This window comes from Bartonella sp. B1098 (assembly GCF_944896145.1).
GTDB lineage: Bacteria > Pseudomonadota > Alphaproteobacteria > Rhizobiales > Rhizobiaceae > Bartonella.
In genome coordinates this window covers 48,631-73,642 of record NZ_CALYLP010000004.1, presented here as the reverse complement: position 1 = coordinate 73,642, position 25,012 = coordinate 48,631, and the positions used below count along the sequence as shown (strand labels likewise).

The 25,012-nt window shown below is 41.4% G+C and carries 20 protein-coding genes and 3 pseudogenes; 16 read left to right on the top strand and 7 right to left on the bottom strand.

Translation table 11 applies throughout. From position 1 onward, the window contains the following. Positions 1 to 105: 105 nt before the first annotated feature. The 4 genes and pseudogenes from NNJ85_RS07845 to rimJ all read left to right on the top strand — a co-directional run bounded on the left by NNJ85_RS07845 (position 106) and on the right by rimJ (position 4,210). On the top strand, positions 106 to 741 hold the full coding sequence (locus tag NNJ85_RS07845) for a thiamine diphosphokinase (protein WP_254475019.1): 636 nt from the start codon (positions 106 to 108) through the stop codon (positions 739 to 741). Between the two features lie 103 nt (positions 742 to 844). Continuing rightward, positions 845 to 1,231, top strand: coding sequence for a glycine zipper domain-containing protein (locus NNJ85_RS07840; RefSeq protein WP_254475018.1), 387 nt, complete (start codon positions 845 to 847; stop codon positions 1,229 to 1,231). Further along, positions 1,231 to 3,096, top strand: coding sequence for an ABC-F family ATP-binding cassette domain-containing protein (locus NNJ85_RS07835; RefSeq protein WP_254475180.1), 1,866 nt, complete (start codon positions 1,231 to 1,233; stop codon positions 3,094 to 3,096). Before NNJ85_RS07840 ends, NNJ85_RS07835 begins: the two co-directional genes overlap by 1 nt. A 550-nt stretch (positions 3,097 to 3,646) precedes the next feature. Beyond that, a pseudogene (rimJ, locus tag NNJ85_RS07830) lies at positions 3,647 to 4,210 on the top strand (ribosomal protein S5-alanine N-acetyltransferase). A gap of 606 nt (positions 4,211 to 4,816) precedes the next feature. Here the strand turns inward: rimJ and NNJ85_RS07825 are convergent. Next, a complete protein-coding gene (locus tag NNJ85_RS07825) occupies positions 4,817 to 5,077 on the bottom strand; it encodes a DUF2312 domain-containing protein (protein WP_005774567.1) in 261 nt (86 codons plus the stop codon). 276 nt (positions 5,078 to 5,353) lie between these two features. On the opposite strand from NNJ85_RS07825, the gene NNJ85_RS07820 reads away from it, so the two are divergent. The 3 genes from NNJ85_RS07820 to NNJ85_RS07810 all read left to right on the top strand — a co-directional run bounded on the left by NNJ85_RS07820 (position 5,354) and on the right by NNJ85_RS07810 (position 7,858). Next, a complete protein-coding gene (locus tag NNJ85_RS07820) occupies positions 5,354 to 5,842 on the top strand; it encodes a DUF1036 domain-containing protein (protein WP_254475009.1) in 489 nt (162 codons plus the stop codon). Further along, a complete protein-coding gene (gene pyk / locus NNJ85_RS07815; RefSeq protein ID WP_254475007.1) occupies positions 5,839 to 7,275 on the top strand; it encodes a pyruvate kinase in 1,437 nt (478 codons plus the stop codon). Before NNJ85_RS07820 ends, pyk begins: the two co-directional genes overlap by 4 nt. Before the next feature lie 445 nt (positions 7,276 to 7,720). Then, positions 7,721 to 7,858 carry a hypothetical protein gene (locus NNJ85_RS07810; RefSeq protein WP_254475005.1) on the top strand — a complete coding sequence of 46 codons (138 nt, stop codon included), beginning with the start codon at positions 7,721 to 7,723 and terminating at the stop codon, positions 7,856 to 7,858. A gap of 234 nt (positions 7,859 to 8,092) precedes the next feature. Here the strand turns inward: NNJ85_RS07810 and NNJ85_RS07805 are convergent, their stop codons facing one another. Beyond that, positions 8,093 to 8,476 (bottom strand): cell division protein ZapA, encoded by a 384-nt coding sequence (locus NNJ85_RS07805; protein WP_254475003.1) that lies wholly within the window; start codon positions 8,474 to 8,476, stop codon positions 8,093 to 8,095. Between the two features lie 28 nt (positions 8,477 to 8,504). After that, positions 8,505 to 8,780, bottom strand: coding sequence for a DUF4164 domain-containing protein (locus NNJ85_RS07800; RefSeq protein ID WP_005774573.1), 276 nt, complete (start codon positions 8,778 to 8,780; stop codon positions 8,505 to 8,507). Positions 8,781 to 9,117: 337 nt separating this feature from the next. On the opposite strand from NNJ85_RS07800, the gene tkt reads away from it, so the two are divergent. The 7 genes and pseudogenes from tkt to NNJ85_RS07765 all read left to right on the top strand — a co-directional run bounded on the left by tkt (position 9,118) and on the right by NNJ85_RS07765 (position 17,387). After that, positions 9,118 to 11,124 (top strand): transketolase, encoded by a 2,007-nt coding sequence (tkt, locus tag NNJ85_RS07795; RefSeq protein WP_254475001.1) that lies wholly within the window; start codon positions 9,118 to 9,120, stop codon positions 11,122 to 11,124. 180 nt (positions 11,125 to 11,304) lie between these two features. Continuing rightward, positions 11,305 to 12,312, top strand: coding sequence for a type I glyceraldehyde-3-phosphate dehydrogenase (gene gap, locus NNJ85_RS07790; protein ID WP_254474999.1), 1,008 nt, complete (start codon positions 11,305 to 11,307; stop codon positions 12,310 to 12,312). A 558-nt stretch (positions 12,313 to 12,870) separates the two neighbouring features. Further along, complete coding sequence (pgk, locus tag NNJ85_RS07785; protein WP_254474997.1) at positions 12,871 to 14,064, top strand: phosphoglycerate kinase; 1,194 nt, start codon at positions 12,871 to 12,873, stop codon at positions 14,062 to 14,064. A gap of 119 nt (positions 14,065 to 14,183) precedes the next feature. Next, the gene (locus tag NNJ85_RS07780) at positions 14,184 to 15,215 is read left to right on the top strand and encodes a class I fructose-bisphosphate aldolase (RefSeq protein ID WP_254474995.1); all 1,032 of its coding nucleotides are present in this window, start codon (positions 14,184 to 14,186) and stop codon (positions 15,213 to 15,215) included. Positions 15,216 to 15,239: 24 nt separating this feature from the next. Then, positions 15,240 to 15,599, top strand: a pseudogene (locus NNJ85_RS07775) (class I fructose-bisphosphate aldolase); the annotation flags it as partial. Between the two features lie 162 nt (positions 15,600 to 15,761). Next, positions 15,762 to 16,327 (top strand): annotated as a pseudogene (locus tag NNJ85_RS07770) (class I fructose-bisphosphate aldolase); the annotation flags it as partial. Between the two features lie 853 nt (positions 16,328 to 17,180). Further along, entirely contained in the window at positions 17,181 to 17,387 is a 207-nt protein-coding gene (locus tag NNJ85_RS07765) for a hypothetical protein (RefSeq protein ID WP_254474993.1), read from the top strand. A gap of 647 nt (positions 17,388 to 18,034) precedes the next feature. On the opposite strand, the gene rpmE is transcribed toward NNJ85_RS07765, so the two are convergent. After that, on the bottom strand, positions 18,035 to 18,256 hold the full coding sequence (gene rpmE / locus NNJ85_RS07760) for a 50S ribosomal protein L31 (protein ID WP_005774581.1): 222 nt from the start codon (positions 18,254 to 18,256) through the stop codon (positions 18,035 to 18,037). A gap of 189 nt (positions 18,257 to 18,445) precedes the next feature. On the opposite strand from rpmE, the gene NNJ85_RS07755 reads away from it, so the two are divergent. Both NNJ85_RS07755 and NNJ85_RS07750 read left to right on the top strand, forming a co-directional pair. Continuing rightward, entirely contained in the window at positions 18,446 to 20,236 is a 1,791-nt protein-coding gene (locus NNJ85_RS07755) for an ABC transporter transmembrane domain-containing protein (RefSeq protein ID WP_254474992.1), read from the top strand. 285 nt (positions 20,237 to 20,521) lie between these two features. Beyond that, on the top strand, positions 20,522 to 21,949 hold the full coding sequence (locus NNJ85_RS07750) for a hypothetical protein (protein WP_254474990.1): 1,428 nt from the start codon (positions 20,522 to 20,524) through the stop codon (positions 21,947 to 21,949). Positions 21,950 to 22,434: 485 nt separating this feature from the next. Here NNJ85_RS07750 and NNJ85_RS07745 read toward each other — a convergent pair whose 3' ends face one another. From NNJ85_RS07745 to NNJ85_RS07735, 3 genes are all read right to left on the bottom strand, one after another. Next, complete coding sequence (locus NNJ85_RS07745) at positions 22,435 to 23,226, bottom strand: inositol monophosphatase family protein (protein ID WP_254474989.1); 792 nt, start codon at positions 23,224 to 23,226, stop codon at positions 22,435 to 22,437. 12 nt (positions 23,227 to 23,238) lie between these two features. Beyond that, positions 23,239 to 23,814: an elongation factor P gene (efp, locus tag NNJ85_RS07740; RefSeq protein ID WP_012232455.1), complete on the bottom strand. Its 576-nt coding sequence runs from the start codon at positions 23,812 to 23,814 to the stop codon at positions 23,239 to 23,241. A 654-nt stretch (positions 23,815 to 24,468) separates the two neighbouring features. After that, positions 24,469 to 24,834, bottom strand: a complete 366-nt coding sequence (locus tag NNJ85_RS07735) for a helix-turn-helix domain-containing protein (RefSeq protein ID WP_254474988.1) — start codon at positions 24,832 to 24,834, stop codon at positions 24,469 to 24,471. Positions 24,835 to 25,012: the final 178 nt, after the last annotated feature.

Below are 25,012 nucleotides of genomic sequence, written 5' to 3'. Positions count from 1 at the left end.
GGATAAGGATTTGTTTGGCTGTATCACGGTGATTGTTTATAAAAAATAGCGCGCATTAATAAAAGGATGCGAGAGAGGAAAATTTTGTGAAAGGCAAAATATGGCATGACAACATTTACGATATTGTTAAACGGAGACCTTTTTATCACTGATCGTTTGCTTAATCAAATTCAAAACAGTCGAGTGATTGCCGCGGATGGTGGGATGCGTCATGCGGCCGCACTTAACGTGATACCTGAGTTGTGGTTAGGGGATTTCGATTCGTCTGATCAGACTCTGATCGACAAATACAGCCATATTCCGCGTGAGGTTTTTCCCTCTGATAAAGATATGACCGATAGTGCTTTGGCTTGTGAAAGAGCGCTACAAAAGGGGGCTAAAAAGCTGATTTTGTGTGGGGCTTTGGGAGGGGAGCGAAGTGATCATAGTCTTTCTCATATGACACAAGCGTTGATGATGGCTGAGAAAGGCATTTCAGTGTTGTTAACAAGCGGTTTGGAAGAAGGGTGGCCGGTTGTGCCAAAACTTGCGTCATATGATTTGCCTCAAGAGTGTTTGTTTAGTCTTATTGGGTTTTCTGACTTACAAGGCTTAACGCTTGAAGGGGCAAAATGGCCAATTTGTGATAAAAATGTGTCATTTGGCTCTTCTTTAACACTTTCTAACCGTATTTGTGGAACCTTTTCTTGCCATTTAGGTTCTGGAAAAGCTATATTGTTAGCGTCTGTGCCTATTCCGTAAAGCTCTTCCAATATATTTTGAATAAGGCAGGGGGGGGCTGAGTGATTAAGTGCCGACATAACTGATATATTATGTATTGATCTTGAGAAGGAAAGGTTTTGCTATGTTAAAATCAATTTTAAAAGTGGCTGTCGTTTCTGCGATTGGTTTCAGTTCGGTGGCTTGTACGACAACTGATGAACGCGTTGCGCGTTACGGTGTAGGGGGAGCGGCAATCGGTGCCTTGGCTGGAACGGCCATTGCTGGAAGTACGCCTGGAGCAGCGCTTACTGGTGCGGCATTTGGTGCGTTGGCTGGAACAGTAACCGGTGAGGCTGTAAATCAAAGAAGACAACAAAGACAGGCTTCACAATTGTGCACATATCGCTCTCGCAGAGGACATGTTTACCAAGCACCTTGTGCACAAAGTGTCCCAGTACGTCAATTATGTACTTATCGTGATGCAAAAGGGGTGATGTATCAAGCACCTTGTCCGCGCCGCGTTCGTTAATGGCGGTGCCATTGCTGCGGCTTGACCGCATTTTCCTAGCCTTTGGGATAACGCCTTTGCTCAACCAAGCCTGTTTATCGGTTGAGCAGGGAGCGCGTATTGCGTTGGTAGGCCGTAATGGTTGTGGAAAATCGACCCTGTTAAAGATTGCCGCAGGAATATTAGAGCCTCATGGTGGCGAAATTTTTCGCCACCCTCGCGTAACACTTCGTTATGTCGCTCAAAATCCGGATTGTTCAGGTTTTGCCGATATTAAAGCTTATATGGAAGCAGGATTGGATCAGACATCTGATGTTCAGTGGATCAATATGCTTCGCACAAATTTAGGGTTTTCCGGTGCGGAAAAATTAGAAACGCTTTCGGGGGGGGAAAAGAGGCGTGTTTCATTGTTACGGGCCATTGCAGCAAAACCCGATATTTTGTTCTTAGATGAACCAACTAATCATCTTGATTTACCCACCATTGAATGGTTGGAAGGGGTTTTGTCTTCTTTGCGTTCAGCGATTGTGGTGATTTCCCATGATCGACGATTTTTGGAAAATGTTACGCGTTCAACAGTATGGCTTGATCGTGGGACAACAAAAAGACTGGAAAAGCGTTTTTCAGAATTTGAGAGTTGGCGCGATAAAGCGCTGGAAGAAGAAGCACTCGAGCAGCACAAATTGGGGCGCCAAATTGTCCGTGAAGAGCAATGGTTGCGTTATGGGGTAACAGCACGCCGTAAGCGTAATGTACGACGCTTGAGTGAATTAAAAAACTTAAGACAGCGTCATCAAACTTATCAGGGGCAGCCTGGAAGTGCACTGTTGAGCGCTGCTAAAAGTCATGATTCTGGTCAATTGGTGCTCGAAGCAAAAAAAATTTCAAAATCCTATGGGGATCGCGTTATCGTGAAAGATTTCTCTTTACGCATTCAGCGGGGGGATCGAATTGGCTTGGTAGGACCTAATGGCATCGGAAAGACAACACTCCTTTCCACATTGATTGGGCAAGAAGCCGTGGATAGTGGGACGGTGAGGCATGGCTATAACCTCTCCATGGCATTGCTTAATCAGCAACGTATTCTCAATGAAGAAGAAACTTTGGCGCATTATTTAACGGGGGGAAGGGGCGATACTCTCGTGATCAATGGACAAGAACGGCATGTGGTTTCTTATATGAAAGACTTTTTATTTTTGCCGGAACAAGCGCGCACTCCCCTTAAAGAATTTTCTGGGGGAGAAAGAGCACGTCTTATGCTTGCGCGCCTTCTTTCGCGTCCGGCAAACTTTTTAATTCTTGATGAACCAACCAATGATTTGGATATGGAAACTTTGGATTTGTTGCAAGAATTTATTGCTGATTTTGCAGGAACTGTGTTGTTGGTTAGCCATGACAGAGATTTTTTAGATCGTACGGTAACGCATATGTTGGCACCGGAAGGCGATGGTCATTGGGTTTTGTATGCAGGCGGCTATAGTGATATGATGGCGCAAAATAAGCAGGCTCTCCGTTTACAACGCAAAGAAATAGAACTATCGAACCGTAAAGCATCTGCAAAATCTTGCGCAGGAGAGGGCGGAAAAAGTGCTTCATCAAAAGATCCTAGCTTGGATAGCCCGGGAGAGAAAAAAACACGAAAAAAATTGTCCTATAAGCAGGTTTATGCATTGGAAAAATTGCCTGAAGAAATCGCTGTTTTGCAAAATGAAATAAAAAAAATTGAACAAGAGCTCTCTGACCCAACTCTTTATCGCAGTGATAAAGAACGTTTTGAACATTTATCAACAGCGTTGGAGAAAAAGAAAATGATTTGCACGCAAAAGCAAGAAGAATGGCTAGAACTTGAAATTTTACGCGAAGAAATAGAAGCGTGTTCACATTAATGTCTCATCATTTCTCAGCATTTTAAGAGATTCCTATTGTCTCATCACTTTATGTAGAAGCGCTTGAGTGTATTAAAAAACGACCACAGTGCCTTATGAGTTCATAAAGAGCAGATTGTAGAAACATACTTTTGACTGCGGTTCAAAGTCATAGGGCTGGTTAATGGGGCTTTGAAGCAAGCTTTACTGTTTATGTTTGGCTTTTTTGCACAATTCTTGATAAAGAAAAAATTATTGGTACGGTGCGTTTTTCAAAATGTCCTGTATGCAAGTAGGGCAGCACCCTCACACATTTTGCCAGTTCCCAATGTTGCTATCACCCGTGGCACTTGAGCGCATTGATAAAAAGCATTTTCTTGTCTTTACCTTATATTCTAACCAAGCACCCTCGCTTATGAAGAAACAAGCAAATGAGCCTCATTGATTCTCATGTGAGAAGCGTTGTGATGCGAAAAGCGTAAGGTATACGATGTTACGGTTTAAGTTTAAAAATGATGATATGTCACGACAAATCAACGTGTGATTGTAACATTTCTAGGAGGAGAAAATGATGGCAATTAAAACAAAGCGAACAATTTCCACATTGACTTGGTGTAGAAGATGCTGCTGAACTGTCTGCTTATTACTTGCGGAATGCGAATCATCTGCATCCTTTTGAACCGTTGAGAACTGATGATTACCACACTCTAACAGCTTGGCAAGCACGCGCCAATGCATTTGCTTATGAAAGCGCACAAGGGCAAGCCTATCGATATGCCGTACGACTCAAAAATGAAAACAAAATCATCGGTTTGTAAACTTCACAAATGTGGTTCGTGGTGTTTTTCAAGCCTGTCATCTTGGTTTTTCTCTTGATGAGAAACAACAAGGCAAAGGTCTTGTGTTTGAGAGTTTATCGGCTCTTATACGCCATATCTTTCAAGTCTATCACCTGCATAGAGTGATGGCAAATTATAGACCTGAGAACATAAAAAGCGAACTTTTATTAAAGCGCCTTCATTTTGAAAAAGAAGGCTATGCCAAAGATTATTTGATGATTTCTGGAAAATGGAGAGATCATATTCTAATTTCTCGAATCAATGAGCGTTATGAGCCCGTCAATAGATTTGAATAAAAGATTTTAATAAAGCTAGGGGCTTTTTATCAGATGTCTAAATATGCCGAATTTTTCACGATCTTAATAAGATGAAGATCCTTAACCATCTCTCTTCTGTAAACAATTCAGACCTTTGTTTAGCGAATTTCTGCTGCTGACCTCTTTAAATGTTTTTTATTCTAGATAATGAATTGATTGATCATCATTATTCATTGTTTTTCAATTTAAATAAGAGTCTTCAATCTCGTAAGACTTTCTTCATTTCACACCTGTTTTTAGGTTGAAGGACTCAAAAACGCTTTGCTGGCATGTATGAGTGGGGTTGGCTTACAAGGGAGATCCGTATAGATAAAATACCCTCTCTATGGATACAAACGCTCCTGTGGATGAAAATAATTGAAGAATAAGACGTAAAAATGCGCTTTTCATGAATCCTTTCACCTTGCATGAATCCTTTCAAATGTGAGGGCTGTTAAAATCTTATGCATCTTGTGAAGTCGTCTTGTCACAAGTTATATGAACTTTTCATATTTGATACAAACTGCTTACGGTGGGCAGAATTTTTGTGCATTCACGCGTTTTTTTTCCATTTTCTTAAGAAAAATTACAATGTTATCAATGTTGTTAATTCATCCCAAGCGCATTTTTATAAAGTTCAATGATGGCTTCTTCTTCCATTCGTTCGTGCTCTTCTTTTTTACGCAACCGTATAATGCTTCGAACAGCTTTGCTATCAAACCCAGAGCCTTTAAGTTCCGTGTAGACGTCTTTAATATCATCGGAAATGGTTTTTTTTTCTTCTTCTAGTCGTTCAATCCGTTCGATAAAAGAGCGTAATTGGTTGACGGATATAGCGTGTGTTTGATCGGTTACTGTATCATTCATTGTATTTTCTCCAGGTTATATGTTGTACGTTATTTTTTCGATGACCAATTTATGTTGGAAAAGCTTGAAAAATAAAAAATCAATCAAGTACCACAGTTTTTTTTACAAATTGACTTTAAATATTTTGTAAAGTTTTTAAGATATATGTATTGATAAAAGGGCTATAAAAAGAAAAATATAAAAATATGTGTTTTAGATTTGAAAGGCTTTTGAAAAAACAATTGAAAAAAAAGATGTATGATTTGTTTTGAGAATTGACATTATAGAGGAAGTTTTGTGATTTTGAAAAAACAATATTGGGCATTTCAGAAAAGATTAAAGGTTTTTCTCTTGAGCATTTTGCTCTTATTTCCCCTTGTTGTTTGTGCAAAGGCTGACTTTAGGGTGTGTAATACAACCCAACAGTCTGTAGGGGTTGCTCTTGGATATCGTACGTTTTCAGGGTGGGTGAGCGAAGGCTGGTGGGTGGTTCCCGTGACAGAATGTAAAACTTTAATCGAAGGACCTCTTGCTTCGCGGTTTTATTATTTTTATGCAGAAGGAGCACAAAAAAAAGGAAACTGGGCAGGCTCTGTCACCATGTGTGTGCAAGATAGCCAATTTACTATTCAAGGGGTTCATGATTGTTTCCCTCGAGGATATCAAAAGGCTGAGTTTAAGGAAATCGATACCGGTAATCAAACCAGTTGGATGGTACAGTTGACGGATGATTCTTTGTCCAACAATTCAGTTTCCTCTTCTCTTTCAGGAAATTCTCTACCGTGAAACGGGCCCGTAAAGTAAAAATTATTGCGACTCTTGGCCCTTCTTCTTTTTCTCGTGTAATGATTGAGAAGCTTTTTAGGGCAGGTGCAGATGTTTTTCGCCTTAATATGAGTCATACGGATCGTGACACACTGGGCGCTTTGGTCAAGTCAATACGAAAGGTTGAAAAAACGGTTCGTCGACCCATTGGTATTTTAGTAGATCTTCAGGGACCAAAACTGCGTATTGGTTGTTTTGACAAAGGTCAAGAAGATTTGCGTGTCGGGCAGAGCTTTACATTAGATCATCGCGATGTGGCTGGCGATGCGCAGCGTGTTTTTTTCCCTCATGAGGATGTCTTTCCAGCACTTAAACCAGGAGATCGCTTGTTAATTGATGATGGAAAGTTGGAACTGCGCGCTGAAGTGTGTGATGATCATTTTGTTCAGTGTCGCGTGGTTGCTGGAATCCGTATTTCTGATCGAAAAGGTGTGAGTTTTCCGGATACAATTTTGCCTTTTGATTCGATGACCTCAAAAGATAAGGCTGATCTTCAGGCGCTGTTACAGCAGCCTGTGGATTGGGTTGCCCTTTCTTTTATTCAGCGTCCAGAAGATATTATAGCGGTGCGCAGGTTAACAAAAAACAAGGTGTCTTTGATGGCTAAAATCGAAAAGCCTCAAGCCTTGGAACATATAGAAAAGATTATTGAAGTCTCTGATGGTATTATGATTGCGCGCGGAGATCTCGGGGTGGAAATGCCTCTGGAAAGAGTTCCTACACTTCAGATGGAGTTGATCAAAGCTTGCCGTTTAGCCGGAAAACCGGTGGTGGTGGCAACACAAATGCTCGAATCAATGATCACATCTCCTGTGCCAACACGTGCAGAAGTGTCGGATGTTGCTACAGCGGTTTATGCCGGAACAGATGCGGTGATGTTGTCGGCTGAATCTGCTTCTGGTCGTTATCCGGAAGAAGCGGTGCTTATGATGGACAAAATCGCGCGGCAAATTGAACAAGATCATACTTATGCTGCTCAGGTTGGAGCACAACATCCAACACCAGAATCAACCGGGACGGATGCGATTTCTCTTGCAGCGCGTCAGATTGCTGAAACACTTTCACTCTCCGCGATCGTTGCCTATACGGCTTCAGGAACAACAGGGGTGCGCGCTTCTCGTGAGCGTCCTAATAGACCGATTATTGCTTTATCGCCCATTGTGGAAACAGCACGGCGTTTGGCACTCGTTTGGGGGCTTCATTGTGTGGTGAGCGAGGATGCAAAGAATTTAGAGGATATGGTTGATCGTGCAGCTACCATTGCCTTTCAGGAAGGTTTTTGCCAAGGGGGAGATCGCTTCCTTGTGACAGCCGGTGTTCCCCTTGGAACGCCTGGCGCAACAAACCTGTTGCGTATTGCTTCTGTCTCTCAAGATGGAATGAAGGGGATTTGATCCGTTTAAACATAGTGTTTTTTACGCGCCTTTAAACAGGCTTCAGGAACAACGGAGGTTCGCGCTTCTCGTGAGCGTCCCAATAGCCCCTCATTATTGCTTTGATCGCCCATCATGGAAACAGTATGGTCGTATGGGGTTTGGGTATTAAGTTTTGGGGTGGGGTGCGGTGATGTTGTAATTTTACTGTTCGTTTTGAAGATGATTGCCTATGGTGAAAAATTTTTTTTCTATCATCTTTTTAGATATGTTTCAGATCGCTTTATTGATCTCTTACAAGCGAGAGATTCATTGATCATGAAAATTCATTCTTTTGCTGTTTGAATGAGAGCTTTAAAATTTTTCTCACTTTAAGCTTTTGTGAATGGGTGAGACTTTTGCAAATAGAATTGAATAAAATTATGTGTTCCCAAAAATCATGAAGGTCAGGTATGAGAATAAAGTGATGGGTGAATGTGTTTTAAAAAATAGGCTTTGCATGCATCGTTTTTATGTAAAAGCAGTTGGCTTTATGCATTATGATTTTTTTAAATGGGGTTGGTTTTGGTCGTTTGTTGTGCAAGATATTTCATTGGAAGCCTAGTGGTATAAGGCGGATTCTTTGAAGTATGAAGTGTTTGTGTGTCAATGAAATATTCAAGAGAGTTTTTTTGAGGAGAATTGAAGTCAATACCATGAGAGCTATGCGTGATCAGTTATTGGAATCCTCTTGATAAGAAATCGAACTGTTTATGTGTATGCGTTTTTTAGAGTTTTGTGCCTTTTGAGGCGCGGAAGGTAAGTTAAATCTGCTTGCTGAGTGCGCGATGATGAGTGTTTAAAAGTCTTCCTGTTCTTGTTCTTGAATGTTTTTGCTGTTTTGATCATCTTTGAGCAATTGGTTGGTGAGTTTTTCAATGCGTTGTGTAGTGTCACGCATAATTCTTCCCATGGCGCGCTCCTTTTCATTGTGGAGTCGTAAAAGAGCATCGTAGCTTTCTTGTAATTTTTTATTTTCTCGTTTTATTTCTTCCATTTCATCGATAATCATGATGCCCGCCATGACCGATAAACGATGGTCGCCAATTTCTCCAAAATTTTTCTTTAAATGGGAAATATATTGATCCAATTGTGCTGCAAGCGCAATAAGATGACTTTCTTGTCCTTTATTACAAGCCATACGATAATTCTTACCATCAATGGTAACGGAAACTGTTTCCATACATTCAAACCTTTATTTATCCAAACCTTTATCTATCAATGACGACACGAATTGTTTCCATTGCTTTAATAAGACGTTTGGAAACTTCTTTGTTAACAGATTCTAAGCGTTCAATTTGAGCTTCAGCTTTGTCAAGCGCTTGGGCAAGATGGCTGCGGTCAGCATTCATTCGTTGAATTTCTTCTTCCCATTCGTTATTTTTATCAATAACGGCGTTGCGATTTATTATGGTGATCTCTAAGGTTCTAAGTGCTTTTTCTAGGTGCTCTAGAGCATCTTGCAGAACCGTAGTCTCTTGGTTCATTGCTTTTGTCCTTTGGGTAATTGTATCCTTTATCAATGCGTTATGCAAAAACGAATCACTTACATTCTCATATTGTGTCTCTTTTACTTTTAAGTATGTAGGATATTTTAGCAAGCAAAGCAGGGGTGAGATATAAATTAAAAGCTGGATTTTTTGCGCGTATTGGCATAAATGACATGGATATACAGGATGCGTGAGGGGAATGTGTTACTAATGTTATGGAAGTGATGACAAAAAGTCTCACGCTGATGGTTAAAAAAGAGTATTTCTTAAGGAACTTTAAGAGAATACGGAAAAAGCAACAGTATAACGTAATTAACGAAATGGTCGATCATTCATGACAAACACCCACCAACAGAATCAGATGGCCAATGCTATCCGTTTTCTTGCTATTGATGCGATTGAAAAAGCCAATTCTGGTCATCCCGGCTTGCCAATGGGAGCCGCTGATATTGCGACGGTTCTTTATACACAATTCCTTGCTCATGATCCCAAAAATCCTCGTTGGCCTAACCGTGATCGTTTTGTCTTATCAGCAGGGCATGGATCTATGTTGCTTTATGCTCTGCTGTATCTTTCTGGTTATGAAGATATCTCTATTGAGGATCTCAAAAGTTTTCGCCAATTAGGGGCAAAGCTTGCGGGGCATCCAGAATATGGGCATGCAGCAGGAATTGAAACAACCACTGGACCTCTCGGACAAGGGTTGGCGAATGCCGTGGGAATGGCTCTTGCAGAACGTTTGCTAAATGCCCGTTTTGGTGATCTTATCAACCATTATACTTACGCGTTGGTGGGTGATGGATGCCTGATGGAAGGCATTTCGCAAGAAGCACTCTCCTTGGCTGGGCATTTGAAACTTAATAAGCTTATCGTATTGTGGGATGATAATAATATTTCTATCGATGGAGAAATTTCCCTTGCGGATAGTACAGATCAGATCGCCCGTTTTCAAGCATCCGGTTGGAATACACTCAAAGTGAATGGGCATGATCAAGCCGCCATTGCACAAGCCATTGAAGCAGCACGAAATTGTGATAAACCAACATTGATTGCCTGTAAAACAACGATAGGTTTTGGAGCGCCCAATAAAGCGGGAAGCAATAAAGTCCATGGAGCCCCTTTAGGTGTGCGAGAAATTGCTGAGACCCGTATCGCCTTAGGGTGGGAGGCAGAGCCTTTCGTTATTCCAGCCGATATTCTCGATAATTGGCGCTTGGCAGGGCTTAATGCTGCTAAAAAGCGACAAAAGTGGGAAGAAAAATTGGCCGCTTTTCCTGTCTCAGAGCGGGTGGAATTTGAAAGGTTGATGCGTGGTGATCTCGTGGGGGGATTTGATGGCGCTGTGGATGCTTATAAACAGAAACTTGTTGAAGAATCTCCTGTTGTTGCTACGCGTAAAGCTTCGGAAATAGCTTTGGAAGTGATCAATGAGGTCGTTCATGAGACCATTGGTGGTTCTGCTGATTTGACCGGCTCTAATAATACAAAAAGCAGTCAGATGAAAAGTATCACGGCAGATGATTTTGCAGGGCGCTATCTCCATTATGGCATTCGTGAACATGCCATGGGCGCTATCATGAATGGGCTTGCTCTCCATGGAGGCTTTATTCCTTATGGGGGAACATTTTTATGCTTTTCTGACTATATGCGTCCTGCCATGCGTTTGTCTTCTCTTATGGGGTTGCGGGTGGTTTATGTCATGACCCATGATTCTATTGGGCTTGGGGAAGATGGCCCGACTCATCAACCCGTGGAACATTTGGCTTGCCTGCGCGCCATGCCTAATCATCTGGTGTTCCGCCCTGCTGATGCTATGGAGACAGTTGAGTGTTGGCAATTGGCTTTGAAAGCACGCGGGACGCCTTCTACCTTGGCTTTGAGCCGACAAAATCTACCACTGTTGCGTCAAGAGTATGAAGAAGAAAATCTGTGTACGCTTGGGGCTTATGAATTGTTAACAGCCAGTGATGAGGCGAAAGTGACATTGTTTGCTTCTGGTTCAGAATTGCAAATTGCGGTCAAGGCACGTGAAGCCTTAGAAGAAAAAGGTATCCCAACCCGTGTGGTTTCTGTGCCTTGTTTTGAACTCTTTTCTCAACAGTCTTGTTCTTATCAACGGGCTCTCATTGGCGATGCGCCGATTAAAATCGCGATTGAAGCTGCTGTTGCTCAAGGATGGGACCGTTTTATTGGCTGTGATGGGGTGTTTATTGGTATGGAGGGCTTTGGGGCAAGTGGAACAATTGATGACCTCTATGCACATTTTGGTCTTACTTTTGAAAATGTCGTTGCGACTGTTGAAAGAGAGCTGGAAAAGATCGAAAAGAAAAAGACAAAATGACAGCGTGTGTTGTCATGCGTGGGGGGGTGTAAGGTATCATACTCTGTGTGGAGTTGTGGATAAGTGATTGATTGATCGAGATATTGACGTCTTGGGAATTCATAGTTTGGGATTAGAAAATGCCCATTTGTTGTGTTTTAAATGTTATGCTTTAAAAAATTAAATAAGGAAACATGTGAAATGACAGTTCGTGTTGCAATTAATGGGTTTGGTCGTATTGGACGCAATATTTTACGGGCACTTATGGAAAGTGGACGAAAAGATATTGAAGTGGTCGCAATTAATGATTTGGGATCGGTGGAAACAAATGCCCATTTGTTGCGCTATGATTCAGTTCATGGGCGTTTTCCTGGGGATGTTAAGGTGGTGGGAGATGCCATTGATGTGGGGGCTGGTTTAATAAAGGTCTGTGCAGAGCGTGATCCTGCACAATTGCCTTGGAAAGATTTGGATATCGATATCGCATTGGAATGTACGGGTATTTTTACTGCGCGTGATAAAGCAAAGGCGCATTTAGATGCGGGGGCAAAGCGTGTTCTGGTTTCCGCTCCCTCAGAGGGTGCAGATCTTACGGTCGTCTATGGGGTTAATCATCAGTCTTTAAGCAGTGAGCATCGCATTGTTTCAAATGCTTCTTGTACAACCAATTGTTTGGCGCCTGTTGCACAAGTTTTGCATAACACGGTGGGCATTGAAAAGGGCTTTATGACAACAATCCATTCTTATACGGGAGATCAACCTGTGTTGGATACCATGCATCGTGATCTTTATCGTGCGCGTGCGGCTGCTCTTTCGATGATTCCTACCTCAACAGGAGCGGCAAAAGCTGTGGGATTGGTCCTGCCAGAACTAAAGGGATTGCTTGATGGGGTGTCCATTCGTGTTCCAACCCCTAATGTTTCTGTGGTTGATTTGACATTTAATGCTAAGCGTTCCACAACAATTGAAGAAATTAATACGGCTATTGCGACAGCTGCACGAGGTCCTCTCAAAGGAATTTTGGATACGACAGAAGAAAAGCTTGTGAGTTGTGATTTTAATCATAATCCGCATTCAGCGATTTTTCACAATGATCAAACCAAAGTGATTGATGGTAAGCTCTGTCGTGTTCTCGTCTGGTATGACAATGAATGGGGCTTTTCTAACCGTATGAGTGATACGGCTGTGGCTTTTGCCAAGACAATATAGACACCATAAGAAGGACCTTAGGGGCCTCTTTTTATAGGAGAAAGTTTTATTAAGGAAAAGCTTCGTTTTTGTGCAAATTAAGGCGCATTCTTTTGGGAAAGTCGAGAGAGGTTCTTGTTTTTATGTGCTAGAGAGAAGATGCTGTTGAAAGATTGATGGCGTTTTTTGATACGAGGCGATATGTGCTTTTAAAAGCTGTATGAAACAGTAACATCTGACACGAGATGATGTTCGAGAAAAGGTCAGAAAACGAAAAAAGTAAACTCTTTTATATAAAAGTAAAAAGCGTTTTAGTGAAAGTAAAATGGAACCAATGCATTTGTTTGCAACAATGGAATGTAGAAGCTTAAGAGCAATGAGGGGCTTTTGTAAACTTGACGATGGGCGCTTTGGATTTTCAGACAGAGAGTTGAGAGAAGGGGTGTCGTGGGTTCTTTTCATGCAAAAGCAAAAATAGAACGTGCAAAAGCAAAGAAGAGGTTTTAGTGGAAATGAAATTAAGCAGGTTTGTTCGATGCGTTTTTCTTTGAAACAATGGAAAGTGAAGAGGAAGCAGTAATGGGGTTTCGTACGCTTGATGATGTTGATGTTTTGGGTAAATGTGTCCTTGTGCGCGTGGATTTTAATGTTCCTATGGCACAGGGCAAAGTTTGTGACGAGACGCGTCTTCAACGACATAAAGAAACACTCGTTGAGCTGCAAAAGCGGGGAGCTAAGCTTATTCTGCTTTCTCATTGTGGTCGCCCCAAAGGAAAGGTCGAGTCAGAATTTTCACTCCGCCCTGTTGTGCCAGTGCTGGAAAAGATCATAAAACAGCCGGTTGCTTTTGTTCCTGACTGTATTGGCTCGGTGGTGCAGGTCGCGGTGGAGGCATTGCAAAACGGAGGTGTTATACTGCTCGAAAATGTTCGTTTTTATGCCGGTGAGGAAAAGAATGATTGTTCTTTTGCAGAAGCTTTGGCCCATAATGGGGATCTTTATGTTAATGATGCTTTTTCGGTTTCTCATCGTGCCCATGCTTCAGTGGAGGGAATAACCCATTTGTTGCCTTCTTATGCGGGGCGATCGCTGCAAGGGGAATTGCAAGCCTTAGAAAAAGGGCTTGGAAATCCAACGCATCCTGTAGTCGCACTGGTGGGAGGGGCAAAAGTTTCCAGTAAGCTTTTTGTTCTCAATCATTTGGTGGAAAAAGTCGACTCCTTGGTTATTGGGGGTGGGATGGCCAATAGCTTTTTAGCTGCGCAAGGTATTCATGTGGGGAAGTCACTGTGTGAACACGAATTGATGGAAACGGTCAAAAAAATCATTAAAAAAGCGCAAGAATGTCACTGTGAACTTCTACTCCCTGTGGATGCTATCGTTGGATTTCGCTTTGAAAAAAATGCGCCGCATCGTCTCTATGATATTGGCGATATCCCTGAAGATGGCATGATATTGGATATTGGGACGCGCTCTATTGCTCATATCAAGAGCGCCATAGATAAGGCTGCGACCCTTGTGTGGAATGGACCCCTTGGTGTTTTTGAGATGTCTCCCTTTGATAAAGGAACAATTGCTGTTGCACGCCATGCTGCAGAACGCAGTTTAACGGGCAAGTTGGTTTCAATTGCGGGAGGAGGCGATACGGTTTTTGCCCTTAATCATGCGGGTGTTGCCAAGGATTTTACTTATCTCTCAACTGCAGGAGGGGCTTTTTTGGAATGGATGGAAGGGAAGGTTCTTCCTGGAATTCTTGCCCTTATGCAGGATTAAAGAGATTATTTGAAAAGCAGTTTTTAAACTGTGTGTCGCTCGTGTAGAGTGTGTTCAAGCGTATGGCACACTTTTGGAAAGTTTTAAGACAAAATAGAGAAAATAAAGAGGAAATTTTTATGACTGAACGGCTTGAAGATATTGCACTTTCTCTTGTGCAGGCGGGTAAAGGTATTTTGGCGGCAGATGAAAGTACGGCGACAATAGGCAAGCGTTTTACAAGCATTGGTATTGAATCCAATGAAGATAGCCGCTGTGCGTATCGTGAAATGCTTTTTAGCGCAAAAGAAGCTATGGAAAACGCTATCTCTGGGGTTATTTTATTTGATGAAACCATTCGACAAAAAGCATCAACAGGGCAAATGTTGACGGATCTTATTCGGGATGCCGGCGCTTTGCCAGGAATTAAAGTGGATACCGGTGCTAAGCCCTTGGCTGCTTTTCCTCAAGAGACAATTACCGAGGGGTTGGATGGTCTTCGTGAACGGTTAAAAGACTATTATGCTTTAGGCGCGCGTTTTGCGAAATGGCGCGCGGTGATTGCCATTAATGCCGATAGTTTGCCAACAAGAGGCGCCATTAATCAAAATGCACAAGCTCTTGCCCGTTATGCTGCTTTATGCCAGGAACTCAATATTGTGCCGATTGTTGAGCCGGAGGTGTTGATGGATGGACCGTTTTGTCAACATTCCATTACGCGTTGCTTTGAGGTGACACGCGCTGTTTTGACCACTGTCTTTAACGAATTGTTTGAAGCTCGTGTTGTTTTAGAGGGGATGCTTTTAAAGCCCAATATGGTGATTGATGGAAAAGATGCGCGCAAGGCTGGAGTTGAAGAAGTGGCTGAAAAGACGGTCCGTGTGCTTAAACAGACTGTTCCTGCCGCTGTTCCAGGAATTGCTTTTCTCTCTGGAGGGCAATCTGATCAGGAAGCAACGGCGCATTTGTCTGCCATGAATTCTTTGGGCGCTTTGCCTTGGAAATTGACCTTTTCCTACGGACGTGCATTGCAAGCGGCTGCTTTAAAAGCATGGGCTGGTCGCCATGAAAATATTGTTATTGCACAAAAGGCATTTTGTCATCGTGCGCGGATGAACCATCTTGCAGCCTTAGGACAATGGACAAAGAGCCAAGAAAAGGTAAGTGCTTGAATTGCTATAGATTTGAATTCCCATAAGGATGCGCGCAAGGCTGGAGTTGAAGAAGTGGCTGAAAAGACGGTCCGTGTGCTTAAACAGACTGTTTTTGCCGCTGTTCTTAAGAATTGCTTTTTTTGTCTTGCGGGCAATCTGATCAGGAAGCAACGGTGCATTTGTCTGCTAAGAATTCTTTGGGCGCATTGCCTTGGACATTGACCTTTTCTTGATCGACGTGCATTGCAAGCGGCTGCTTTAAAAGCATGGGCTGGAAAAGATGAAAATATTGCTATTGCGCAAAAGGCATTTCATCATCGTGCGCGGATGAACCATCTTGCAGCCTTAGGACAATGGATAAAAGAACAGGGGACAAAAGAACAGAAAAAGGTAAGCGCTTGAATTGCCATAGATTTGAATTCCCATAAGGATGTGCGGTGATTGTCCTTGATGTAAACGTTTTGCTAGCTAAGAGGGCAATCAAAATGCACAAGCTTTTGCGCATTATGCTTCTTGATATAAGAATACAGTTCTTTTTGGGTTCAATAATTTCGAGATAGGAGTGTGCTGATTTTTGAATGGTCAGTGCTGGTGGATGGGTTGTATTGCCAACATTCCATTGCCTGTTGCTTTGAGGTGACACATGCTGTTTTGACCACGGTGTTTAAAAAATTGTTTGAAGCCCGTGTTGTTTTAGAGGGGATGATTTTAAAACCCAATAGGGTGATTGATGAAAAAGATGCGCGCAAGGCTGGTGTTGAAGAGGTGGCTGAAAAGACGGTCCGTGTGCTTAAACAGACTGTTCCTGCCGCTGTTCTTAAGAATTGCTTTTCTTGTCTTGCGGGCAATCAGCTCAGGAAGCAATGGCGCATTTGTCTGCCCCATTTATTCACGATCAATGCTTTGGGCGCATTGCCTTGGAAATTGACCTTTTCTTAATCGACGCGTATTGCAAGCGGCTGCTTTAAAAGCATGGGCTGGTCGCCATGAAAATATTGTGGTTCGCACAAAAGGCATTTCATCATCGTGCGCGGATGAACCATTTGGTAGCTTTAGGACAATGGATAAAAGAGCAGGGGACAAAAGAGCCAAGAAAAGAAAAGCGCTTGAAGTACAAGCTCTATGCTTAAATGGGGAATATTTTGCATGTTTCTGCGTGATTGGGAAATCCTCATCATGATAAAAATGATGGGGGCGTTTTAGGCTTGAAAGCTTTCTTAGAGAGTTTTCTCCTTGGACATTTAAAAGTCTTTATGCGTGGCATCGCGAGATAAGATTGCGGGAGAGGTGCGTTTGTAGGAAGGGGAGATGGTGCCTTAAAGGAAATTCGTGAATGCGCAGCAGTGTGTTGTCGTTCATGAGGGGGGCTTACTTTTTAAGTAAAAATCATAAAGATGATATTATATTGAAGAGTTTGATATTGTGATATTTTCTTTTTTTCATGTTATCATTGCTTGTCATCAGCAGAATCCATTTGATTGCAGTTTAACAAAGGTGGATAAGCGGGTTGATTGGAGAGTTGTGATTTCTCTATGGATTAGACATACAGCTTATGAAGCTTTTGTGCGTCAGGATAGCTTCCTTTTCAATGAGCGGGTAGTCTTTTATTGATGGACGGGTTGAATAACTCTTGCGAAAGAAGATAGATTTGCACCTCAATAAAACACCTCTTTTTTCATTACAATGAATAAATTTTTCTTGTATTTTGTGATGATATCATTATAGAAAATTAATCTCGTAGCATTTTGGCTTAGAAATTGGGGGGGAGGGTTGTGGACAGCATATCTTCTAAGAATACAAGCATCAAAGAAAAAAATCGGTACGCAGAGCAGAGCGTTTCTGCAATTATGATGCGAAAATTTTGCCATATAGTGCGTGGGGTATTCGCTGTAATATTCGCAGTGTTTATTTTTACAATTTTTCTTATCCTGTTCAAAATGTGTGGACTAGTTCATGGCATACTAAGCTTCTTTTCGGGAGCGAGTGGAGTGGCGTGCTTTTTCTTTTTTTTTCGGATATTTCTTACAACGCCGCGAAGCAACAGCAGATGAAGCCGATATATCGCTCACATTACTCTTAGCAATTTGTGAAGGCGTTTCTTATATTTGCTGCATGTCTGCTAGGTGGGGGTACGATGCTCTCTTATTCCGTTTAGCACCTCCAGGGTATATTCTTATTCTCCCTGAATAAATAGAGCGCACTTCGTTTGTGTATAAATCAAAATGAGAGGCGGGCAGCCTCTCAAATTCTTAATAATCGTTCTCAAAAATCATGACATTAGAGCTGCATTTAATGAAGGGATTATAACAAACCTTGGACCTAAAAGCTCAATGGAAGTCTTGTAGGGCGGACTCACTGCGTCCTTGACTTTAAAGATACCAAAACGGCTTGTTTTGTCTTTTTCACGCGGCTTATGAAATTATGATATAAGAGGACAGCTTCTCAGGGTGCCTCAATGGTATGTTATCGTGTGTTAAATGGAAAAATGAGAAAGCATCTTTATGCAATATAATCCAATTATGATTTTTTTATTTAAATATAAAGGGCTCAAAGCCTTCTACAAAACTGATACGCCATAAGGGGAAAAAGCACCTATATTTAGCAACAAAGGCGTATTTTAGGTGCTCTTGATATAGCTATATCACAAAATGATTTTTGAATTTAAAAGAACGCAACCATCACGATTTATAAGTGCTTGGAACTTATTTATTTCTGTTGGATGCGTTTTTAAATTGATCTTTAAAGTGCGCTCTTTATTTATAGCACAAAAAAAGCCTCATCGCTTAATGAGGCAATCGTTTTGTTTAAAATCTTTGTGCCTCATGAGAATGAGGTTTTTACATACCAATATTGCCAAAACGATTTTTGAACTTAGAAAGACGTCCGCCACGGTCTACGAGTGTCTGGGACCCACCTGTCCATGCTGGATGTGTTCTTGGATCAATATCCAAATTAAGGGTATCCCCTTCTTTCCCCCAAGTGGAGCGTGTTGTATATTGGGTCCCATCCGTCATAACAACGGTAATTTTGTGATAGTTAGGATGAATATTCGCTTTCATGCGTCAAACCTTTTGCGTTTATAGAATGAAAGAACACGTACTCGATTTTTTAAGTGCGCTTCCTTTGTCTTTTTGATACATTGATTAAAGTACTTATTCCTATAACTGAGCACGCATCAAAAAACAAGTGTTCAAGATACATCAGTGTGTCACATGTTATAAGTCATTTAATATAGTGAGTGAAGTTTTATGAAATTATATCGTCATTCAGAAAAATCTGCAAAGTCTTTAGAAAAAAAATCTTCCTTCTCTTCGCTTGTAACTTTCGGTCCTTATCTTATGCGTTATCGCTGGTTGTTTATTTTTGCCTTTATCGCTTTGTCTGTTGCAGCTCTTGTCACGCTCGCTTTGCCTGTTGCTATCGGCAAAATGTTTGATCATGGTTTTTCCACTTCAAGCCATGGTTACATCAATTTTTATTTCTTTATTTTGTTCGCTTTGGCTTTGTTGCTCGCACTTGCTTCGGCTTGCCGTTATTATTGTGTCATTACCTTGGGAGAACGGATTGTTGCCGATTTACGCCGTGATGTTTTTGTCCATATTATGAAACTTTCTCCTGCTTTTTTTGATCGGTCGCATTCAGGCGAGATTGTTTCAAGACTTCTAACAGATACGACGCAAATAAAATTGGCTGTTGGCTCGACGGCTTCTACGGCTTTGCGTCATCTCATTGTGGTGATTGGGGCAATCGTGATGATGGTGATCACCAACGCCAAATTGTCTGCTTTGGTGCTGCTTGCTATCCCCTTTGTGGCAATTCCCTTAGTGGTTTTTGGGCGCAAGGTTCGTACACGCACACGGGCGGCACAAGATCGTGTCGCAGATGCCAATGCTGTGGCAACAGAACAGGTCAGCGCTATTCGTACTGTGCAAGCTTTTACTGCTGAAAAACTTGTTGCGACACGTTTTTCTCAGTTGGTAGAACGTGCCTTTCAGACAGCGCGGGCTTCTGTGATTTTGCGTTCCTTTTTTACGGGCTTTGCCATTTTTCTTGTGTTTAGCAGTGTGGTGGCTGTGTTGTGGATTGGATCGCGTGATGTTTTGAATGGCACCATGACAGCGGGAGCTTTAGGTCAATTTGTTCTCTATGCCGTTTTTGGAGCCTCAACCTTTGCACAATTGTCAGAATTGGGGGCAGAGTTAATCCAAGCCGCAGGGGCTGCTGAACGATTGGCTGAATTATTGCAAGAACAACCCATGATTTTAGCCCCCAAAAAACCTGTCTCTTTGGCAAAACCTGTTCAAGGTGAACTTATTTTTGATCATGTTGATTTTACCTATCCTTCTAGACCACAAAAGAAGATTTTACGCGCGCTTTCCTTTTCGATCAAAGCGGGTGAAACGGTTGCTTTTGTTGGTGCTTCAGGAGCAGGGAAAAGCACACTTTTTTCTTTGATCCTGCGTTTTTATGATCCGACAAGTGGAAAAATTCGACTTGATGGCGTGGAGATTGATCGACTCTCTTTACAAGATTTACGTGGAGCAATTTCTTATGTTCCTCAAGATGTTGCTATTTTTGATGGCACATTGCGTGATAATATTATTTTCGGCACTGAAAATGTCACGGAAGAGGAAATTATTGCAGCTGCTAAAGCTGCCAATGCCCTTGAATTTATTGAAGCCTTACCAAACGGTTTGGATACAGAAGTGGGAGAACGTGGCACCATGCTTTCTGGGGGGCAAAAGCAGCGTATCGGTATTGCGCGGGCAATTTTAAGAAATGCGCCGCTCTTGCTGCTGGATGAAGCAACATCTGCGTTAGATGCAAACAGTGAAAAACTTGTGCAAGAAGCCTTAGAAGGGCTGATGAAAAACCGCACGACATTGGTGATTGCGCACCGTTTGGCAACCATTTTAAAAGCGGATCGTATTCTTGTGATGGATAAAGGCGCTCTTGTGGAAGAGGGAAACCATGCCGAACTTGTGGCAAAAAATGGCGTTTATGCTTATCTCGCAAAATTGCAATTTTCACCTGAATAAGAGATCTTGAGATAAAAGTCATCTCTTTAAGAGCAATAAACAGCACTCTTTTAAAGTAGGCTTAGCAGTTTTAAGGGCTGGCTTTTCTTTAAAGCGCATCAACTTCCAGAAAAGTATAATTAAACACAAATTGTTGTATTATAGCAATAAAAAATATCTATATTTTGTATATTATATCCATTAAAATATAATATATAGATAGTTGCGAATCGTATATACACATAATGATACAATATTGAGGTGTTGATGAGAAGGTTGCATAAATAATAAAGAGGGAAATAATGGATGGAGATAATAGACGTAATTATTGCCACGATAGAAAGAATTGATTTCATAATAACTATAATTAAGTTTATCCGAAAGTGGAAGAAGCAATCTGTTTGTATGGGATTGGTTGTATTCGCCATAGTGATGGGTGTGTTGTGGTATCGGGGATATTCAACGAACGTGTTGTTAGGCTTTGCAATGGGAATAGTGTGTTGTGTGGTAGGCATAATGCTGGTAGCCAAAATTTATCGTAACAAACAATTGACTGAACAACTTAAGCAAAAAGAGCAAGAATTTGGGCAAAAAAATCGAGAGTGTCAGATATATCAAAAGATTATTGAAGAAGGGGAACAGAGGCTTCTTGAAACAACGCAAGAAATATCAAAGGAATGGATTGAACAATGGGATGAGGGAGTAAGGCAATGGGAAAGGAATGTATTGGGGATAAAAAACCCTAGAGCAGGAATAAAGGTCAGCGGCAATAGACCTTCATTGGTAAAAGGTATTTGTGCGCAAGGGGAGAAGGAATTGCATTTATTGTACGAAAAGGCACTCAAAGAAGACTTTACTGAAAAGAATTATGAAAAAATATGTGGTCGTTTGAGTGAAACATTTTTTGAGGAATATTATGTAAAAGCAGTGCAATTAATGGAAGAGAATGGAATTTCTCTGCAAAAATTTGTAAATCCTGTTACAAATAAAAAACAGTACGAACCTACGAAGTTATCGCTTCATTGGTTTCTATATGTTCTTGATGATATGATTACAGCTGAATATGAGCAGTATAAAGAAAAATCATCTAAAAAGAAGACTGAAAATCAAAAAAATATCGATACATTGTGGGACAACATATCTATACTTACTACAGAAAATGAAGAGATAAGTGAAATGTTAAAGCATTCGGATTTTTTGTCTAATCAATGTAATCTGTTGTTATGTTATAAAAGAGAAATTCTATCATTATTGTGTGATATTTCCAGTGATTATAAAACGGCAAGAGAAACGTTTATTTACTATAAAAAGCTTATTAAGACAGTGAAACAGGGGTATCTTGCCTTTGATAAGAGTTGCGATTTTAATACAGTTAAAAATGCGATCAATATTTGTAGAGAGAATGATAAAAAGAGGGGAAACGATCTCTTCATTGTTGAAGAGTTACGAATATTTGAAAAAGCCTACGCATCAGGTGCTAAAGAATGGATGAGATTATCAAATGAGGAATGTGATGATCGGTTGATCTTTTGGGAAAAGCTTGTTGGAATAAGAAATTCACAAAAAAAATTAAAAATTATTTTCGGTGAGGAGCAGCTAAAGAAACTGGAAGAGGCTGTTGAAAATGATCGAGAACAGGTTAAGAGAGAAATGCGGGAAGCGATTTTTGAAAATAAGGATTTTTGTTACTACAGATCTCGTGCACGGTTCATAGGCTGTTTACAAGACGATTAAATGAAGGGGAATGGGGCGTGCAATGAATTTGCTGAGGTTTCTGTTGCTCTGTAGGGGTGGGGGTTCTTGAGAGGCATGTGTGATAGCTCTTAGCAGAGAGGAGAGGCGGTTTGGAGGCAAGCTTTTGGCGAGACGTGTAGGTTTTTTTTAAGAGAAGAAGGAGGGGCTTGTTTCTGGTATGATTGTTGCTTCTTGGAGTGTTTTGTTGTGATGGTGCTTTTTTTTCTAGCGTGTTTGTAGGGGAATTGAGCAAAAAAGCAGCGTTAATAATATTGGCTAAGCTGTCATTGCATTTTTAGGGGGGAGGGGGCATTGATTGTTTGGTGATGGTGTTTCATTCATCATTTTCTGTTGTGTCTGTAAAGAAAGTTGAAAAGCCTCTCTCCACATTGTTTTTTTTAAGATTCTATAAAACTTTAAAGAGGGGGGACAAGTTTTAAGGGGCTTTTTAGGACGGGATTTTTAAAAGATTATGATTATAGGGTTTAGATGCCTTTTTTGAGAACTTTTTCTAGTTTGGTGCGAATGTGTTCATTGCCGGCGAGGATATTTTTTTTGCGGAATATGTCATCACCACCTTCTTTATCGGTGACAAAACCACCGGCTTCACGAACCATCAAGATTCCGGCAGCCATATCCCAAATTTGTAAGTTGTCCTCCCAATAGCCATCGGTTCGTCCTGCTGCAACATAGGCTAAATCAAGGGATGCTGCACCAAAACGGCGAAGGCCAGCAACTTCCATCATCACATTGCGCAGTTCAATGAGATAGGTTCCATGACCTGGACGACCCAAATGAGGCATGCCTGTGGCAATGACACAATCTTCTAGTCTGCGCCGCGCAGAAACACGACAGCGCCGGTCATTGAAAAAAGCACCACTGCCGCGTTCTGCGGTAAAGAGTTCATCACTTACCGGATTGTAAATGACACCCGCAACAATTTTGCCTTGGCTTTCTAAAGCAATGGAAACGGCAAAAAAAGGAATGCCATGGAGAAAATTGGTAGTGCCATCTAAAGGGTCAACAATAAAACGATGTTGTGAATCTTCTCCAACGATTTCTTTAGACTCTTCCATCAGAAAACCGAATTTGGGGCGTGCTTTGCTCAGTTCAGTGAAAATAATTTTTTCTGCTTTACGGTCTGCTTGACTAACGTAATCGGCTGGACCTTTTAAAGATACTTGCAAATTTTGCACTTCACCGTAATCACGCACGAGCGAGCGTCCTGCTTTCATGGCAGCTTGCACTATGACATTCATGATTGCAGAATGGGCCATCTTGTTATTCCTTTATTTATCTTTTTCATTTGCACGACGCAAATAGATCAACTCGTTGGTATCGACAATGATCCGTTCTCCGGCATTCATAAAAGGGGGAACAAGAATACGAATCCCGTTTTCAAGAATGGCAGGTTTATAAGAGGAGGTCACCGTTTGTCCTTTGAGAGCTGGATCAGCTTCCACAATCGTGACAGCAACTTGATCAGGTAGGGAGATGCCGATAGGCTTTTCTTGATAAAGTTCAACTGTGACAGTCATCCCATCTTGCAAGAAAGCAGCGCGTTCACCTACAAAGTCTTTTTGGAGTTCAAGCTGTTCATAAGACTCTGAATCCATAAAGACCAAAGCATCCCCTTGTTGATAAAGAAAGGTGAAATCCTTTTGTTCAAGGCGGACCCTTTCAACCGTCTCAGCGGCACGAAAGCGTTCATTGAGTTTTGTACCATCAAGCAAATTTTTCAGTTCAACTTGATTAAATGCACCACCTTTTCCAGGCTTTACAGCGTTGCATTTGACGGCAACCCACAGACTTCCTTGATGCTCAATCACATTTCCTGGGCGAATTTCATTGCCATTAATTTTCATCGTTTCTATCCAATTCTCTTCTTGCAAAAAGAGTTCTCTTACTTTGTCCTTACGGCGCTTTTCTTTGCTGCCTTAACAGTGAACTCTTTTGTTGTTTTTAGGTTCAAAATTTCTTGTTCGTTTTGCGGTCCCCTCATGGTCTTTGTGTACTTTTCATCTGTCTTACCATGGATTTTCTCATGGGGTTCTCTCATAAGTTTTCTTATGAGTTTTGCAAAGAAAAGCTTAAGGACAAAAAGGACCTTGATGTATTCTTGCTTTTCAGTTCTTTGCAAGACCATAAAAAGTGCCAAGACGCAAGCTTTTTAAAAATTTGCACAAAATTTTTTGAGACTTTTGAGGATTTTGGGGAAATTTATCCCGTTGTGTTGTAAAATCTCATTCAGACTGATGATAGAAATTTTGTAAAACCATGAGGCGTTGTTTTATGAAAATGACACGGGGATATTGTGCGGGGAAACTTGTCCGAATAATCTTGTGAAATCAACCCCATGAAACGGAAAGCGGAGTTTCGTTCTGAGAAGCCTGATTGCTGAGAAATTGGATCGGGAAGGAGCTTTGTGTCCTTTAAAGGTGTATGAGGTAAGAAAAGAGCGTGTAGCACCTTATAGCGCGTTTCGTTTTATAGAGAATGTGGTGCGCTCGTGCGTGGTGTTAGCTTGTATTCTCATCCATGATGAGCTGTAGAATGGCTCTTTGTTTTATTGAGGTGAGCGTTCTAAATCTTTTGAGAAGCAGGTATTCTTCAGTGTTCGAGATGACTTCATCGTGATGGTGTGGAGGCTGTTGTTTTGGCATGATATCGGCATAAAAAAAGGAAATCGGAACATTCAAAATATCGGAAATTTGCATTAAACGCCCCGCGCTTACACGATTTAAGCCGTTTTCATATTTTTGAATTTGTTGGAAGCTTATTCCTAAAGCATTCCCTAAAGCTGTTTGAGACATTTTGAGTATTCTTCGTCTCAAGCGAATTTTTTTGCCGACCAAAAGATCAATATTAAGATTTTGAGATTGCATTGCTCCCCACCGGTTGCGAGCGCCCTCGCATAAGTATTCCGGGAGTCTAAAACACTGAACTCAAATCAGCCTTTTTGCTTTTAGTGCTAAAGAGCACCTGGACATAGCAAAATCTCCCGGAATTCCGGGATACCCACAAAGTGGGATAAATTCATGTTTGAGTCTTCGGGTTTTAGAG

What these genes read in the sequence shown, in the direction of transcription:
- NNJ85_RS07840 (WP_254475018.1), top strand. Translation starts at nt 845, where the DNA reads ATGTTAAAATCAATTTTAAAAGTGGCTGTCGTTTCTGCGATTGGTTTC.
- NNJ85_RS07735 (WP_254474988.1), bottom strand. Translation starts at nt 24,834, where the DNA reads ATGCAATCTCAAAATCTTAATATTGATCTTTTGGTCGGCAAAAAAATT.
- pgk (WP_254474997.1), top strand. Translation starts at nt 12,871, where the DNA reads ATGGGGTTTCGTACGCTTGATGATGTTGATGTTTTGGGTAAATGTGTC.
- NNJ85_RS07810 (WP_254475005.1), top strand. Translation starts at nt 7,721, where the DNA reads ATGGGTGAATGTGTTTTAAAAAATAGGCTTTGCATGCATCGTTTTTAT.
- gap (WP_254474999.1), top strand. Translation starts at nt 11,305, where the DNA reads ATGACAGTTCGTGTTGCAATTAATGGGTTTGGTCGTATTGGACGCAAT.
- NNJ85_RS07800 (WP_005774573.1), bottom strand. Translation starts at nt 8,780, where the DNA reads ATGAACCAAGAGACTACGGTTCTGCAAGATGCTCTAGAGCACCTAGAA.
- efp (WP_012232455.1), bottom strand. Translation starts at nt 23,814, where the DNA reads ATGAAAATTAATGGCAATGAAATTCGCCCAGGAAATGTGATTGAGCAT.
- rpmE (WP_005774581.1), bottom strand. Translation starts at nt 18,256, where the DNA reads ATGAAAGCGAATATTCATCCTAACTATCACAAAATTACCGTTGTTATG.
- NNJ85_RS07745 (WP_254474989.1), bottom strand. Translation starts at nt 23,226, where the DNA reads ATGGCCCATTCTGCAATCATGAATGTCATAGTGCAAGCTGCCATGAAA.
- NNJ85_RS07845 (WP_254475019.1), top strand. Translation starts at nt 106, where the DNA reads ATGACAACATTTACGATATTGTTAAACGGAGACCTTTTTATCACTGAT.
- NNJ85_RS07835 (WP_254475180.1), top strand. Translation starts at nt 1,231, where the DNA reads ATGGCGGTGCCATTGCTGCGGCTTGACCGCATTTTCCTAGCCTTTGGG.
- NNJ85_RS07780 (WP_254474995.1), top strand. Translation starts at nt 14,184, where the DNA reads ATGACTGAACGGCTTGAAGATATTGCACTTTCTCTTGTGCAGGCGGGT.
- tkt (WP_254475001.1), top strand. Translation starts at nt 9,118, where the DNA reads ATGACAAACACCCACCAACAGAATCAGATGGCCAATGCTATCCGTTTT.
- NNJ85_RS07825 (WP_005774567.1), bottom strand. Translation starts at nt 5,077, where the DNA reads ATGAATGATACAGTAACCGATCAAACACACGCTATATCCGTCAACCAA.
- NNJ85_RS07755 (WP_254474992.1), top strand. Translation starts at nt 18,446, where the DNA reads ATGAAATTATATCGTCATTCAGAAAAATCTGCAAAGTCTTTAGAAAAA.
- NNJ85_RS07805 (WP_254475003.1), bottom strand. Translation starts at nt 8,476, where the DNA reads ATGGAAACAGTTTCCGTTACCATTGATGGTAAGAATTATCGTATGGCT.
- NNJ85_RS07750 (WP_254474990.1), top strand. Translation starts at nt 20,522, where the DNA reads ATGGAGATAATAGACGTAATTATTGCCACGATAGAAAGAATTGATTTC.